This is a genomic window from Acinetobacter sp. BEC1-S18-ESBL-01, assembly GCF_014169935.1.
In the GTDB taxonomy this organism is placed as follows: Bacteria; Pseudomonadota; Gammaproteobacteria; order Pseudomonadales; family Moraxellaceae; genus Acinetobacter; species Acinetobacter pittii.
Window position 1 is genome coordinate 2,950,435 of the sequence record NZ_AP022302.1, and the last position, 14,580, is coordinate 2,965,014.

A 14,580-nucleotide genomic window follows, 5' to 3' on the forward strand; every position below is an offset into this window, starting at 1 on the left:
AGAAAAATGACAACTGAAAACTCAAAAGACAACTTACATATCTGGAATGCAGTTAAGCAAACGCCTACCAATTTTCTTAAAAAAATTGAGTTTGGTTATTTAAAAGGTAAATCAGATATTAACCCTCAATGGCGATTAATGGCTATGACTCAGGCCTTTGGTCCCGTTGGTCATGGCTGGACTTATAGACATGTACGTTTATGGTCTGAAACTGCTCCAGATGGAACCATTATGGCTTTTGCTGAAGTAGCAGTAAAAACCAAGATTGATGGTGTTTGGGGTGAGGAATTTTTCGGCAACGGCGGTTCAGCAATTGTTGAAGTTCAAAAGGGCAAATTAGTAGCGATTGATGAAGGTTATAAAAAGGCCGTTACTGATGCTCTTGGTGTAGCGTTTAAAGCTATTGGTGTGGCAGCTGATGTCTACCTCGGTAATTTTGATGGAAGTAAATATCTATACAACTATGACTATGCCTATCTAGAGCAAAATGCCTCTACCCCAGCAGGTCAAAATACAAATCAAAATAATCAGACAATCGCTCAGGGTGGTAACCAGAAGCCGCCTCGTACTCAGGACCAACTATATCAAGATGCATTAAAAGCAATTAAAGATGCACCAGACACCAACATCTTAAATGCTGCGATTAAGAAGTTTAAAGGTACTACGTATGAGGCGGGTATCAATAGAGCATGCCAAGCACGTGCCGATCAGATGGGTTGGGCACCTAAAAACAATCCTCAGCAAGTTCAGCAACAACAGTCGTTACATCACTAAAAGGAGAGCTATTTATGTCTAACTTACTAACTGCAGCTGAAGCATTTGCAGCTCTTCAAAACGGTAAAACTGTTCTATGTCGTCCTATTGGAGACATGTTGGACTTTTCTGACTTAGATCAATTCCCCGCTTCTGTTTTTGGTAAACCGGGTTTTGAATTCTGCATCAAAATCGAAACTATTGAGCTGGCTGGCATTACATTCACAAAGCCATTAACTATTGATGAGTATGAAGAAGGTCAGGATGTTTTTGTAATTACTACATATTCGCCTTCTATTTACGTCGTGAATTTTAAAACCACCGCATTAATTGATTCTATTAACTGTGGCTTCGTTCAACGTGATGCAGAAAACGCCAAGCTTCAATTAAAAGCACTGTCCAAAGCGTTAGGTTTTGAAGTTAGTGACGATTTAAGTGTTATTCGCTTAGGTGATGAAAAAAAGAAACAGCGTGGCAAGAAATCAAAAGCAGAAAAGCCTATTGAAGTTATTTCTGCAGAAATTCAACCAACAATTGTTATTACCGAACAAACAAATGTCACCACATCTGAGGATCTGTTAGTTCCAGAAACTAACGAGCCTAAAGTAGATCCAGAATATCAGCAAACCCTAGATACTCTTCTACAGCGTGTAAAAGAGTCAAAAACACCTGCAGAAGTAAATGCGGTTTATCGTTATACCCGCACATGGGATGACGAACAAATGAAGCCTATCCTTCTCGCCACTCACAAACGTCTTGAAGAGCTAGAAAAAGAAAAGGCATCTGCTAATGAGCCACCCTCTTTAATGGTTCAAATCCAAACTGCACCAGACCTTACAACGCTAGATGCTTTGGAAATAGATGTGGCCGCACGAGATCCACAGATTCAATCACGACTCATGGATTTTGTTAAAAAACGTCGCTTTGAGTTAGAAAATCCAGCAGTTTCTCAACCAGAAGCAGACCCTGATTATCTATTAGTGGATGGCTTCTAATATGAAAGATCAGTACAAGAAAGTGAGTCAAAAACACATGCTTGGCTTTATGTACTACTTGCAATTGCTGGGCTATGTAATAGTCCGGCAAGGCATGGATCAAGCGATGTTTCTAACAAAGCATTATGCGGTACCAGTCGCTTGGCGCCGCATAACGATCGACTATCACAACCGATTAAATAAACCAGCACAACAACTTTATAAAGAGTTTGTTGAATGGACTAAAGAAGAATATTTGAGGGCTTAGGTAATGATTGATTTAAAAACTAAACAAGCATTTTGGGCTGAGCAATTGCCTATTTTTAAAGAAAAATATTGGATTCCCGAACATTTAGATGTCCTCGAATTCGATATGAATGGCGGCTGTTTTGATATTGCTGAAGGTGTCAAAACTGATCTAAGTGAAGAAGACCTTTTTGATGTTTACCATCGTGTAAATAGTGGTTGGGCAATGTGGAAGAAAGCTGTAGATTTCATGAAATCCAAAGTTCCAACGTGGATTAGCGTGACTGATGAATTGCCACCTACTGACATAATGGTACTTATTTGTTGGGCAGATGCTCCTGATGTCACCCCAGAACAAGACTATATGACTATTGATGAGGATTTAAATAGCGTATGGGCAAACTATCAAAATGATCCACCTTCACATTGGATGCATTTTCATAGTGTGCCAAACGTATCGGGAGCTGAACAATGAGCATAACACTTAGCGGTCATCAACTAAAAAGCCTTCTCGAATTTGTAAATCCAGATGGTGAGAAAGATTTAGATCAACTTGATACTGAACTAACAATTAAATTCTTTGAAGATGGCCACAGTGGAAAAGGCTATTACTTTTGGATGACCGAATATCCAGATGAAGGTGCAATGAAGTTGGATATTGAATCGGGAGCTGAAGGATGAGCAAAGTTATTGGTGAAGTTAATTTGAGCCCTAGCAGTATTGAAGGTACTCCGGATCAGGTAGCTGTTCATATTTTTGAAAAAATCATTTGTCCAAGTACTGAGGAGCTTCTCAAAAATAATCCTGAGGCTGCAAAGGTTTTTGCATATCACATTTTTGGTTTAGCACTGTCTCAACTAGCAGAGTTTCATTCAACCAAAAGTCTAGATAAAGCTGTAACCGTTACTTTGCATAACCTTTTGCGCCAACTGAACAAAGAACGTAATGAATTGAAAAATTAAGGAGGTTCAAATGTCTTGGTATTCTTTACGACAACTCGCTAAGGAACTTGGTATGGCTCCAAATACATTTAAAAAATATTATTTGGAGAAATTCCCGCCAGATCGAGAGTCAAAAACTTATAAGGGATGGACTTCTCAATCTGTAGCAAAAATTAAAACTGCAATTCAAGGCGCTAAATAAGCGCCTATATTTAAATCGTATTTTTAAATTCACTTAACTCTTTTATCCATTTTTTTGATATCAAGATTATTTCAACTAGGGAATCAATTAAGTGTTCAGGATAAAATATTCTTTGCTCTTCAAAATATTCTGTGAATTCACGAATATTTCCATGCATAAGATCATTTCTTAGCTTAATTAGATTGATCTTTTCATCATTTGTTATTTTTTTATGAAAATCTTGTTCATTACTAAAAGCTAGTGCTGAAATAGGTAAACCTTTATTTTTAGCATCAATAATCATCTCTTTATTCATAATTTTATTTACATACAATCTATCTTCTTCACCATCACTCATCAAATGAAGTGTCGATCTTAAAGAAGACTCTATTCCACATATTAGGCTTAATAAAGCAGGAAGAAAATGTCCATTTATATAGGCTTCAAGACCTTCGATAAAGTACCAGTGAAATTCTGCACCAGAGTTTTTTTGAATAAATTCATTTTTATATCTCAATTTCAAGCATTGAAAATCAGCCATTCGTGAATAATATTCTTCAATATTTAAAAAATTGTCTGGATCTAGGTTATCAATTGAACTATTTATAATATCTTCATATACATATGGATTACCCAGTAGCTTTATAAATTCAACTTCATCTTTACATCCAATAATTGTGTAATCAGCTTCTTTATTCATTAGTCTTTTAACCATCCTTCCACTTCATTTGCATACCAGGTCATAAGTTCCACACGCTCATCCCAATATTCAGCACGGTTATATATTTTACTTGTCTTATCCGCTTTGGTTGATTTGTTCACGTGTGCAATTTGATAATCGATAACCTCACCACGGAACAATTTGCTTTCATTAGCATGGGTCGAGAACAATGAACGAAAACCATGGGTAACCATTTTATCTGTGTAACCCATTCTTTTAATCATTGTAAGAACTGATTCAGATGTCATGTGTTCATAAGGTTTTCCACGTTTTTTAAATAAGTACCCGTCATCAGTCTTGACGCTTTCGAGCTCCTTAAACAAGGCATAAATTTGTGGTACCAACGGAACCATTAATTCTTTTCTTTTTTTCATCCGGTCTGCAGGAATTATCCAGACTTTATTTTCAAAATCTATCTCTCCAGTATCCCACCTAGCTTTTAACAATTCTGTTATTCGGGTTCCGGTATAACAAACTAAAAGCATGGCCATTTTTACTATTGAGCTAGAATGACTCGCTTTCATGCGCCGAAAGAATTCGGGCATTTCACTTACAGGTAAACAAGGATGGCTATCAGATTCATACTCTGGAATTACATCTTCTACCAATGTACATGGATTACGATCTGTATAATCTGAGGCAATTGCAAAATCAAATACTTGCTTACCAAGTCTTAAAGCTCGGCTTGCTGTTTCTAAAGTACCCTTTGCAACAATTTCTTTAATTTTCTTTGAGATGTGTTTTCTTTCAACTTCATTAACTGGAAGATTTTTAAAATCCTCGGTTAGATATGCAAGTCGATATTCGACTGTGTCATAGTATTTTTTGCTGGTCCATTGTGATTTCATGATGCTCAACCATTCCTCAACTACTTTATGGACTGGTGGAGAATTGGCTACCTTGCCCTGATATTCTAATTTTAATTGTCTTGCTTGTTGGCGTGCTTCTTTACATCCCATAACAGGATATTCACCCAGCATCTTTTGATTTTGTTTTCCATTTTGGCGATAAGACAAAACCCATTTCTTTTTTCCATTAGGAAAAACGGAAATGTTTAATCCTTCCCCATCTGCTACTGAATATCTAGATTCTTTAGGTTTTAATGACTTTACTTGGGCATCCGATAACATAGTGTTATACCGTATAACAGTTGTATAACAGCTTATAGTGATAAAGTTTGATTATCAATGATTAAGCTGAATCAAGAATGATTAAATCAAAGGCATTAAAAAAGCCCTAAATCGTTAAGATTTAAGGCTTTTTGATCAACTCTAATCATATGTGATTAACTTTGATCTTAGTATTTGGTGGAGATGGCGGGAGTTGAACCCGCGTCCGCCAGCACTACGCTCGAGAATACTACATGCTTAGATATCGTCTATTGTTTTAACACCAAGTGACCCGACGAACAGGGTACAAGGTGCGATCCTCTAAGTTTGGTATAAAGCCCCGAGGCTTGACTCTATACGGACTTGTGTGCGTGCGCTTCAGTCGGGTTCCCAGACCACAAGTATTCTAGGAAGCGGACAAGCGGCCCTTAGGCAGCTAGAGCGTAAGTTTCGTCGTTTGCGACTATTTAAATGCAAATTTTATTTACGAGAGAAAATGCGCTCTCGGCATGCATCTATGAGTTTCATCACCGGCGTCGAAGCCAATAACATCCCCATGAATTTCTGCACATCATAGCATAACTAAAATAAAATGCTGTGCATTTTATCAACAGTCTGCCACTGATGAACATACTTACATAATGGAGTGCCTTTTATTTTTTTCAAGGCCCCTTATAAAAAAAGCTGCCAAAAATGACAGCTTTTTTTAAAGTTTGCTCTATAAAGCACCATTGCCTAGCACGATCCCTTCACGGCGTGGGTCTACCCCACCTGCGTATTTACTTTGATTATTTATATTTACTTTCATAATCGTTGAAATACCACTGGTTTGTGCAGTGTTCGATATGCCATGCCCTTTTGCTTTTAAACCTTCAATCAGGTCAACTAAGGAAAGCTGTACATTCGAGCTATCCACATTGGTGTTTTTGCTATTGGTCGCGCCAAAGTTTACAAGCGAAGTCGCCTGCTGTGCATTTAAGTTCCAGTCCAATGCACCTACCAAAGTTTTAACCACATATTGAATGATGGTACCACCACCTGGTGAACCTGTTGCCATATAAAACTCATCTGGCGTGGTGCCTTTAAACACTAAAGTTGGCGCCATAGTACTACGTGGGCGTTTGCCCCCTTCTACACGGTTGGCAACCAGTGCCCCAGTGCTGTCATAAGGGTTCGCGCTAAAGTCAGTTAACTGGTTTGACAGCAAGAAACCATCCACCATGTGGAATGAACCCATGCTCGATTCAACAGTCGATGTCATTGAAACCACATTGCCATAGGCATCTACTATCGTAAACTGAGTTGTGCCATGTTCAACAGTGGTATCCACTCCTGCCGCTGTATTGAAATTACCTGCTGGTGCTACGCCCATACTTTGGTTCGGGTTAATCAGTGCTGCACGTTGTTTTTAAGTAGTTTTTATCAATAAAACTTGGAATACCCTGTGCCGGCAAACGAACAAAGTCGGTATCTGCTACATATTTGTCACGGTCGGCGTAGGCCAAACGCTCTGCCTCAGACACTAAATGCACGCCCATCACATCGGGCACACCGCCTTCATTTTCAGGGTTTTTAGGTGGATAGAGCGACATATCAAAGTTTTCTAAAATACCCAGCGTCTGTGCAACTGCAATCCCTCCCGAAGATGGAGGTGGCATGGTACATACATAGTAACGGTCACGGTACGTCGTACAAATCGGGTCGCGTTTTTTCACCTGATAGTTCGATAAATCCTGCAAGGTCATCAAACTTGGGGTAATAGGAGTTTTTGCTGGGTCGTCTCCTTCAGTTCGGCCAGCTTCACTAACAATCGCTTGAGCAATCCGACCAGTATGTAATGCATTTGCACCCTCGGAGACTATTGCTTTGAGGGTATCTGCATATTCTTTATTGGTCATGGTCTCGCCGACTTTGCGTGGTGAACCATCTGAATGAAAATAGATTCTCATTGCATCTGCATCGAGCGCTAAATTGCTCGCATTACTTGCAATGGCATCTGCCAAACGCCCCGGTATACGGAAACCGTTATCAGCCAAACCAATCGCTTCACCAAAAAGCTGTTTCCATTCAAGCTTGCCATGTTCTTTTTGTGCTTGTTCAAGCAAACGCATCACACCCGGCACACCAATCGAGCGACCACTACGGCGGGCACTTGGTACAGGCGGAGGTGAATTTGGGTCATATATATTTTGGCGAATTAAATAAAATTCGTTGGCTGCAGCAGGTGCGGTTTCACGGCCATCATAAGCAGTGACTTGCTTGGTTTTGGCATCGTAATACATCATAAAACCACTACCGGCAATGGTACTCGACTGTGGCTCGACCAAACCAAGTACGGCTTGTACCGCAACGGCTGCATCGACTGCGCTACCGCCTGCTTTTAACACATCACAACCTGCTTTTACCGCAAGTGGCGTGTTTGCCACCACCATATATTTATCTGCGTATTTAACCGTGTTACCGAGTCTATAACCCGAAGCACCCTCTGGTGCGGCGGGGTCACCATTTTGGTTTGAACCGACTACCACGCTTGAACCGTCTTGTGCCAGTTTGCTACAACTGGTCGGGTCATTATCTACAATTAAATTGGGCGGGGTTGTATTTGAATCATCCTTGGGCTGATCTGACGAGGAGTCATCTCCACATCCTTGTAATAAACCGACTGCTAATAAACTACTGAACAAAAATGAATATCTTTTATTCACGTGATAACTCCAATATATACGCCTGCCTATCCATGCAATTGCCATGCAAGCTTCTTTGTTTTCAGGTCTTCAGTTTTTTAATCTTTGATAAAAATAAAGTTTTAATAATATTAAATGATTAAGGGTGTTTATTTTGTGCTCTTTGTGATGTCTCCTTAGTTGTTATCACACTCTTTTATAACTGATTTGCCCAATTCTGGCATGCTTTATTTCTTTAAATACAGGCAAAATCTGCTATTTATAAACCTGCTCATTTTGTAGTAGGCCTAAAAAAAGCACCTCCGAAGAGATGCTTTTTGATATTTAGTGAGAAGGCATACCGCTAACCTGTTTGGGTTTTGGACACAGCCAAATGACCAGCCCTGCAAAGACAAACACAATCGCAAATAGCAAAAACACATGGTTTGCCGACATGGTAATGGCTTCTTTATCGACAAGGTTAGAAATAATTCCTAAGGTCGAGTCAGCCGAAAAACCATTTTGCAAAAGTGTGTTTTGTACTTCAGTTGTATGAAGGTTTGACACCATTTCACTGCGTGCAACTTTAGCGTGGTCATCCCACACTGTGACTGCAATTGAAGCACCAATCGCCCCTGCCATGGTTCTTAAAAAGTTCATGAGGCCCGCAGCAGATGCAATTTCTTGCTGGAGCACCGAACCCAGTGCAATGTTTGACAGTGGAATAAAGAAGAACGGTACAGCAAAACCTTGCAGGATTTGCGGCCAAGCCAACGCCATAAAGTCGGCGTCTGTGGTCCAGAATGCCCGCATTAAGGTCACAGCACCCAGCAAAATCAAACCGAAACTTGCCAGTGCGCGCGGGTCATGTTTGGTCGAAAGCTTTGCCACAATTGGTGACATGGTCAAACTACCAAAGCCCATGGTTGCAGTTAAATAGCCGGCCCAAGTCGCGGTGTAGGAAAGGTTCATTTGCAGCCACTGGGGAATCAGTACAATACTGCCAAAGAACGCGCCAAAGCCAAGCGACAAAGCCAGCACCGATATGGCAAAGCCCCTATGCCTAAAGACTTTGACATCCACGACGGGATGTTTGTCGGTGAGTTCCCATATGAGGAACACCACAAAGCCAATGGCGGCAGTTAAAGCTAAAACGATAATGCTGGTGCTATTAAACCAGTCGCGTTCGTGCCCCAAATCGAGCATGAGCTGTAGCGCACCAATCCAGAGAATTAACAAACCTAAACCGACCGTGTCGATTCTTAAAGAAATCGTTTCTGTTTCGGCTGGTTTAAGCAAACGGATTGCCGCTAAAACACAAACAATGCCGACCGGAATGTTAATAAAGAAAATCCAGTGCCAAGACAGGTTATCACTAATCAGACCACCCAAAATTGGCCCTAAAATTGGTCCAACGACGGTGGTCATGGCCCATAGACCCATCGCCTGTGCATGCTTTTCTTGAGGGAAAATACGCATCAGCAAGGTTTGACTGAGTGGCATAAGTGGGCCACCGCATAGACCTTGGCCAATACGGAAAAACACCAGCATCCCTAACGAGTTTGCTAGGCCGCACAAGAAAGAAAAAATGGTAAAACCAATCAGGCCAAAAATAAAAACCCGAACGGTTCCAAAGCGACCCGCAAGCCACCCTGTTAAAGGTACACAAATCGCTTCTGCAACGGCGTACGACGTAACAACCCATGTGCCTTGTGTACTTGAAACAGCAAGGTTACCAGTAATGTGCGGTACAGATACGTTGGCAATGGTCGTATCGAGCACGACCATAAAGTTCGACAAGGCAATAACAAACGCTGCCAGTATTAAACGGCCACCGCTTAGTTCGGCAAAAGGTGTTTGCGTTTTCATAAGCGTTTACTTCGCAGATAAGTCGACTTTTGCTTCCATCGACAAGCCAACACGCAGTGGGTGTTCAGCAAGTTCTTTCGGGTCAAGTGCAATACGAACCGGTAAGCGTTGAACCACTTTAATCCAGTTGCCTGTTGCGTTTTGAGCCGGAATTAAGGCAAAGGCAGAGCCAGTACCACCAGAGAAACCCATCACTTTGCCGTGATATTCAACGTCATCGCCATATAAATCTGAAGTAAGCGTGACTTCCTGACCCGGACGGACTTTTTTCAACTGACTTTCTTTAAAGTTTGCATCTACATATAAATCATTGAGCGGCACAATCATCATCATGCTGGTGCCCGGCGCAACACGTTGACCCACTTGAATATTACGACGCGTAACCACCCCATCAACTGGTGCACGAATCACGGTACGTTCCAAATCAAGCTGAGCTTGTTCAACATGTGCTTGTGCAACTTGTACATCAGGTGTCGAAGTTTCGCTTACACCCTGAATTAACGCTTCATTTGCAGCTAAGGTACTTTCAGCAGCTTTACGGCTCGAAGAGGCTTGCGCTAAACCAGCTTTAGCAAGCTCTAGCCCTGCTTTGGCTGTTTCAACTGCACTTTGTGCCTTAGTGAGTTCTTCTTTAGACACTGCACCAGAGGCAGCAAGCTGTGCACGGCGGTTTAACTCTAAAGCAGCTTTGTCATAATCTGCCTGTGCTTGAGCAACCTGTGCTTTGGCACTGTTAATTTCATCAGCACGCACCACAACTTGAGAGTTTAAAGAACTACTGTTTGCCGCAGTTTGTTTGTATTGGCGTTTTGCTTTGGCAAGTTCTGCCTCAGCTTGGGCCAATGCAATTTTGGCATCACGGTCATCAATACGAACTAGCACGTCACCACGATGTACCGTTTGGGTATCTTTTACGACAACCTGAGCGACCTGTCCGCTCACCATTGAAGTAATTTGCGCGGTTTCTGCACCGACATAGGCATTATCCGTACTCACGGAATTATTTAAAAATAATGCCCAGATTGCATACAAAATAGCGGCGATCAATAAAATCAGCGCAAAGAAACCAAGAAATTTTTTGCGCTTGTTTTGATTGTTTTCATCCGAGGCAGATGTTGTTGGCACTGTTTCTTGTACATTGCTTTGTGCATCAGTCATGGTATGTTCCTAAAGATGAGTTGGCTTTGCCATCAATCTCGCACTACACCTTGTTATAGAGTTTTTATTTTTCTATAAACAAGACATACCGCATTGTCAAAGGAGCTAATTTTAACGCTAAAACCTCATAATATGAGAATAAAATTTTATAACTCATGCGTTCGTTCTAATTAAATTAATGTTTATCTCAAAGTTTTTGTAAAAATTTTAGCTTTTCAAACACTAAAAAAAGCGCACTTGGCGCTTTTAAAGGGTTCAATTCATTGCTTAATAGGCATATGAAGCAATACCCGCAGCAATGGCTTTATCTTCATCATTGACCATGGTCATGCGCATGGTACAGCCCTTACGACCTAAACGTAGTACTTCAGCACGAGCAATAAAATATTTACCACGCCCTGGTGCTAAATAATCTACACGCATGTCGACTGTTGCCAAACGCGACACTTGCTTAATGGTTTCAGTTAAAGTTTCGGGAGTTGAACGGCGATAGAGGTGTTCCATTGCCACAATTCCACCAATACTATCGAGCAAAGTTGCAGCAACACCGCCATGCAAAATCTGAAATGCCAAATTGCCAATCAGGTTGGGTTGCATCTCGATATAGCCTTCAATGTGCCCGTCCACCACACGCATAATCATTCCACTATGCTTAAAAAAAGGAGAGCTATTAAACGCCTTACATAATTGGTTGAGAACCACAGTCAGGTCTGTTTTTGCACCTAAATGGATGTTCCCAGTCCAATTTTTCTTTTCTTCACTCATATGTTGCCTAAATTTAAAAGCATGATAAACGCCCATAATTTTGTACAAATACAGCATTATGGGGCTACAATACAGCAGTCGGTTGACAGTAATGGAATATCCGCCAACCTATCCTAGTGTAATACCGAACATCGAGATTGTTATGACTTATACGTTCAATCGTCCTGCATTTCCAGCCACTCGCATGCGCCGTATCCGTAAAAATGACCAGTTGCGTGCGATGGTCAGCGAAACACAGCTCACTACCAATCACTTGATTTATCCAGTATTTGTATTACCGGGACAAAATCAGACCCAAGATATTCCAAGTATGCCGAACATTCAGCGTTTGTCGGCAGATTTGTTACTGAAAAAAGCTGAAAGACTTCTGGAATTGGGCGTATCAAAACTGGCTCTTTTTCCAGTTACCCCGCAAGAAGATAAAAGCCTCACCGCAGAAGCTGCATGGCGTGAAGATGGTTTAGTACAAACCACGTGCCGTTTACTTAAAAAAGAATTACCAGAAATGGTGTTAATCACTGATGGTGCCCTCGACCCATACACCACGCATGGTCAAGACGGCATTATTGATGAAACTGGCTATGTGCTCAATGACGAGACTGTAGAATGCTTGATTAAACAAGCGTTAAGTCATGCAGAAGCAGGTGCCGAAGTGATTGCACCAAGTGACATGATGGATGGCCGTATTGGCGCGATTCGTCAGGCTTTAGAAGCCAATGGTCACATCTACACCAACATCATGGCCTACTCTGCGAAATATGCGTCTAGCTTCTATGGCCCGTTCCGTGATGCTGTTGGCTCTGCATCCAACCTCAAAGGTGGTAATAAATATAACTACCAGATGGACTTTGCCAACCGTGCCGAAGCGTTACATGAAATCGCGCTTGATATTCAAGAAGGCGCCGACATGGTGATTGTAAAACCGGGCATGCCATATCTGGATGTGGTACGTGAAGTGAAAGATACCTTTGGTATTCCGACATTCATTTACCAAGTGAGTGGCGAATACGCAATGTTAGCTGGCGCAATTCAAAATGGCTGGTTATCAGATTCAGTCATTTTAGAATCACTCATGTGCTGCCGCCGCGCTGGTGCAGACGGAATCTGGACTTACTTTGCAGAAACCGCTGCTGAAAAACTCAAGGAAATGAACTAAGTTCGCAGAGAAAGGATAACACTGCATGCATATTGCAATCATTGGCGCGGGCATAAGTGGATTAATGTTTGCGCTGGAGTTGGTTGAACAAGGCTGTAAAGTCAGCATTTTTGATCAACAACAAGCGGGACAAGCAGCCTCTTGGGCTGGCGGAGGCATTCTCTCTCCGATGTATCCATGGCGCTATGTGCATGCAGTGAACCAACTCGCTCAATTTGGCAAAGCCTCTTATCAAGCATGGAACCAAAAGCTCTACCCTATTACAGGGATTGATTTTGAAATTCATGACACAGGCATGCTAATTTTTGATGAAGAAGATTTTGACGTCGGGCTTTCCTATGCAAATCAACATCAAGAACCGATGCAGCGCTGTGAATATTTACAGCGAGATGCGTTAGAACAAGTCAATCCACATATTTCCGAAAAGTTCCAAGAAGCGATTTATTTCCCTGAACTGTCTAATATTCGCAACCCGCGCGTATTACAGTCCCTCATTAGCTATTTAAAACAACATCCAAAAGTTGAGTTTTTTGAACACGCTGCTGTTAAAAAACTGATTCAACAAGGTGATGCCATACAAGCTCTCCAAACCGAAGATGGACGCAAACATACGGCAGATCATTTTGTAATAACTTCGGGCGCTTGGAGCCATTACTGGAACTCACAATTACAACTAGAAATTCCAGTCGAACCTGTTCAAGGCCAAATGTTGTTATTTAAAACCCCAGCTCACTGGCTACCGACCATGTGTATGAATCGAGTGATGTATCTCATTCCACGTATGGACGGTCATATTGTGTGCGGGTCTAGCATGGCGCATCGTGGTTTTGACACCTCTACCGATGAAACCACCCAGCACAATATTTTAGAAGCGTGTTTAGAAATGGTACCTGAACTGGCCAATTTCCCGATTGTACATCGCTGGGCAGGCCTCAGACCAAGTTCACCAAATGGCGTTCCCTACATTGGCAAAATGCCTGAAATGGATAACCTCTGGGCAAACTTTGGTCACTTTAGAAATGGTTTATGTATGGGCGCAGGCTCTGCGCAATTGCTCCGTCAGCTTATGCTGGGTCAACCGACATTAGTTGATGCCAAAGCATATTCGCCAGAGCGTTTGCAAAATAAAATCTTAGCCTGACGCCAATATATTCTCTAAAGCCATTTTTAATTGAGGATAAGCAAACTCAAATCCCTCTGCTTGCAGGGCTACGGGTTTGACGTATTGCCCATTTAAAATCAATTGCGACTGTTCCCCTAACACACAGCGAAAAACCGTACTAGGCACCGACAATAATGGTTTCTTATTTAAAACCTGCGCAGCTTGTTCAACAAAAGCTTTTTGAGTCACATTTTCTGGCGCTACGACATTGTGAATTTGAGCAGATTGAGGATGTTTAAATATAAACTCAATTGCGTTTAATACATCTTCAATATGTACCCAAACCACAGGCTGACGACCATGACCAATTTGACCCACTAAATTGAGTCGAATCGGAAGCAACATTTTAGGCAAAATGCCACCGCCCTGCCCAAACACTACGCCTAAACGAATAATTTTAGTGTTTTGCTGAGCGTCTGCTAAAGCTGCGTGTTCCCACTCTTGGCAAAGCTGAGACATAAAAATAGGCTGTGGCGAGCTTTGTTCGGTGCACACTTCTGTCCACTTTTCTTGATCATCTATTCCGTAATAACCAATTGCAGAACCAGACACAATTACTTCCGGAAAAATTTCAGACTGCTTGAGCCATGCATACAATTTTTGTGTCGTATTTACACGGCTTTCAATGAGTTGTTTTTTACGTGCCTCGGTCCAGCGTTTTTCGCCAATATTTGCGCCTGCCAAATTCACCACATAGTCAATTTGACGTGTCGTAATATCTTCAAGTTTTTGCACCCACTGTAAGGCAGGATGGTCAGATTCCTTTCCAGCCTGCCGTGTCACAGCAATCACGTTATAATTTTTTTGCAGCAGGAACTTAATTAAATGCGTGCCAATAAAACCACTTGCACCTGTAATTAATACATTCTTATTCATATTTCC

The 14,580-nt window shown here is 41.6% G+C and carries 15 protein-coding genes, 1 other RNA gene and 1 pseudogene; 9 read left to right on the plus strand and 8 right to left on the minus strand.

From position 1 onward, the window contains the following. The first annotated feature begins 6 nt into the window (after positions 1-6). From H7R46_RS14020 to H7R46_RS14050, 7 genes are read left to right on the plus strand one after another with little or no spacing between them, the layout of a single operon-like run. Positions 7-774, plus strand: a complete 768-nt coding sequence (locus H7R46_RS14020; RefSeq protein ID WP_000206152.1) for a hypothetical protein — start codon at positions 7-9, stop codon at positions 772-774. A 14-nt stretch (positions 775-788) separates the two neighbouring features. Further along, entirely contained in the window at positions 789-1,748 is a 960-nt protein-coding gene (locus tag H7R46_RS14025; RefSeq protein WP_182924010.1) for a hypothetical protein, read from the plus strand. Between the two features lies 1 nt (position 1,749). Further along, entirely contained in the window at positions 1,750-1,995 is a 246-nt protein-coding gene (locus tag H7R46_RS14030) for a hypothetical protein (RefSeq protein WP_000654847.1), read from the plus strand. A gap of 3 nt (positions 1,996-1,998) precedes the next feature. Then, complete coding sequence (locus tag H7R46_RS14035) at positions 1,999-2,448, plus strand: DUF551 domain-containing protein (protein WP_000566258.1); 450 nt, start codon at positions 1,999-2,001, stop codon at positions 2,446-2,448. Next, positions 2,445-2,654, plus strand: coding sequence for a hypothetical protein (locus tag H7R46_RS14040; protein WP_000028955.1), 210 nt, complete (start codon positions 2,445-2,447; stop codon positions 2,652-2,654). Before H7R46_RS14035 ends, H7R46_RS14040 begins: the two co-directional genes overlap by 4 nt. Further along, positions 2,651-2,935, plus strand: coding sequence for a hypothetical protein (locus H7R46_RS14045; protein ID WP_000048756.1), 285 nt, complete (start codon positions 2,651-2,653; stop codon positions 2,933-2,935). The genes H7R46_RS14040 and H7R46_RS14045 overlap by 4 nt, the downstream gene beginning before the upstream one ends. Before the next feature lie 10 nt (positions 2,936-2,945). Then, the gene (locus H7R46_RS14050) at positions 2,946-3,116 is read left to right on the plus strand and encodes a hypothetical protein (RefSeq protein WP_000119263.1); all 171 of its coding nucleotides are present in this window, start codon (positions 2,946-2,948) and stop codon (positions 3,114-3,116) included. Between the two features lie 10 nt (positions 3,117-3,126). Here the strand turns inward: H7R46_RS14050 and H7R46_RS14055 are convergent, their stop codons facing one another. From H7R46_RS14055 to H7R46_RS14085, 7 genes and pseudogenes are all read right to left on the minus strand, one after another. Continuing rightward, positions 3,127-3,795 carry a hypothetical protein gene (locus H7R46_RS14055; protein ID WP_002037254.1) on the minus strand — a complete coding sequence of 223 codons (669 nt, stop codon included), beginning with the start codon at positions 3,793-3,795 and terminating at the stop codon, positions 3,127-3,129. Further along, positions 3,795-4,946 carry a tyrosine-type recombinase/integrase gene (locus tag H7R46_RS14060; RefSeq protein WP_000947481.1) on the minus strand — a complete coding sequence of 384 codons (1,152 nt, stop codon included), beginning with the start codon at positions 4,944-4,946 and terminating at the stop codon, positions 3,795-3,797. Before H7R46_RS14060 ends, H7R46_RS14055 begins: the two co-directional genes overlap by 1 nt. 175 nt (positions 4,947-5,121) lie before the next feature. Next, positions 5,122-5,481, minus strand: a transfer-messenger RNA (tmRNA) gene (gene ssrA, locus H7R46_RS14065). A 162-nt stretch (positions 5,482-5,643) separates the two neighbouring features. Next, a pseudogene (gene ggt, locus H7R46_RS14070) lies at positions 5,644-7,630 on the minus strand (gamma-glutamyltransferase). A 303-nt stretch (positions 7,631-7,933) separates the two neighbouring features. Continuing rightward, a complete protein-coding gene (locus H7R46_RS14075) occupies positions 7,934-9,457 on the minus strand; it encodes a DHA2 family efflux MFS transporter permease subunit (RefSeq protein ID WP_005070832.1) in 1,524 nt (507 codons plus the stop codon). A 6-nt stretch (positions 9,458-9,463) separates the two neighbouring features. Next, positions 9,464-10,615 (minus strand): EmrA/EmrK family multidrug efflux transporter periplasmic adaptor subunit, encoded by a 1,152-nt coding sequence (locus H7R46_RS14080; protein WP_005070833.1) that lies wholly within the window; start codon positions 10,613-10,615, stop codon positions 9,464-9,466. Positions 10,616-10,882: 267 nt separating this feature from the next. Further along, positions 10,883-11,380, minus strand: a complete 498-nt coding sequence (locus H7R46_RS14085; protein WP_002121786.1) for a thioesterase family protein — start codon at positions 11,378-11,380, stop codon at positions 10,883-10,885. A gap of 142 nt (positions 11,381-11,522) precedes the next feature. Between H7R46_RS14085 and hemB the strand changes: the two genes are divergently transcribed. Next, positions 11,523-12,536: a porphobilinogen synthase gene (gene hemB / locus H7R46_RS14090; RefSeq protein WP_000222569.1), complete on the plus strand. Its 1,014-nt coding sequence runs from the start codon at positions 11,523-11,525 to the stop codon at positions 12,534-12,536. Positions 12,537-12,561: 25 nt separating this feature from the next. Continuing rightward, complete coding sequence (locus H7R46_RS14095; RefSeq protein ID WP_005070836.1) at positions 12,562-13,677, plus strand: NAD(P)/FAD-dependent oxidoreductase; 1,116 nt, start codon at positions 12,562-12,564, stop codon at positions 13,675-13,677. Here the strand turns inward: H7R46_RS14095 and H7R46_RS14100 are convergent. Further along, the gene (locus tag H7R46_RS14100; RefSeq protein ID WP_005070837.1) at positions 13,669-14,574 is read right to left on the minus strand and encodes a TIGR01777 family oxidoreductase; all 906 of its coding nucleotides are present in this window, start codon (positions 14,572-14,574) and stop codon (positions 13,669-13,671) included. The genes H7R46_RS14095 and H7R46_RS14100 overlap by 9 nt on opposite strands. Between the last annotated feature and the right edge of the window lie 6 nt (positions 14,575-14,580).

Excerpts from the sequence above, each read along its gene's own strand:
- H7R46_RS14040 (WP_000028955.1), top strand. The coding sequence starts at position 2,445 with ATGAGCATAACACTTAGCGGTCATCAACTAAAAAGCCTTCTCGAATTT.
- H7R46_RS14075 (WP_005070832.1), bottom strand. The coding sequence starts at position 9,457 with ATGAAAACGCAAACACCTTTTGCCGAACTAAGCGGTGGCCGTTTAATA.
- H7R46_RS14020 (WP_000206152.1), top strand. The coding sequence starts at position 7 with ATGACAACTGAAAACTCAAAAGACAACTTACATATCTGGAATGCAGTT.
- H7R46_RS14055 (WP_002037254.1), bottom strand. The coding sequence starts at position 3,795 with ATGAATAAAGAAGCTGATTACACAATTATTGGATGTAAAGATGAAGTT.
- H7R46_RS14050 (WP_000119263.1), top strand. The coding sequence starts at position 2,946 with ATGTCTTGGTATTCTTTACGACAACTCGCTAAGGAACTTGGTATGGCT.
- hemB (WP_000222569.1), top strand. The coding sequence starts at position 11,523 with ATGACTTATACGTTCAATCGTCCTGCATTTCCAGCCACTCGCATGCGC.
- H7R46_RS14085 (WP_002121786.1), bottom strand. The coding sequence starts at position 11,380 with ATGAGTGAAGAAAAGAAAAATTGGACTGGGAACATCCATTTAGGTGCA.
- H7R46_RS14100 (WP_005070837.1), bottom strand. The coding sequence starts at position 14,574 with ATGAATAAGAATGTATTAATTACAGGTGCAAGTGGTTTTATTGGCACG.
- H7R46_RS14030 (WP_000654847.1), top strand. The coding sequence starts at position 1,750 with ATGAAAGATCAGTACAAGAAAGTGAGTCAAAAACACATGCTTGGCTTT.
- H7R46_RS14025 (WP_182924010.1), top strand. The coding sequence starts at position 789 with ATGTCTAACTTACTAACTGCAGCTGAAGCATTTGCAGCTCTTCAAAAC.
- H7R46_RS14035 (WP_000566258.1), top strand. The coding sequence starts at position 1,999 with ATGATTGATTTAAAAACTAAACAAGCATTTTGGGCTGAGCAATTGCCT.
- H7R46_RS14060 (WP_000947481.1), bottom strand. The coding sequence starts at position 4,946 with ATGTTATCGGATGCCCAAGTAAAGTCATTAAAACCTAAAGAATCTAGA.
- H7R46_RS14080 (WP_005070833.1), bottom strand. The coding sequence starts at position 10,615 with ATGACTGATGCACAAAGCAATGTACAAGAAACAGTGCCAACAACATCT.
- H7R46_RS14045 (WP_000048756.1), top strand. The coding sequence starts at position 2,651 with ATGAGCAAAGTTATTGGTGAAGTTAATTTGAGCCCTAGCAGTATTGAA.
- H7R46_RS14095 (WP_005070836.1), top strand. The coding sequence starts at position 12,562 with ATGCATATTGCAATCATTGGCGCGGGCATAAGTGGATTAATGTTTGCG.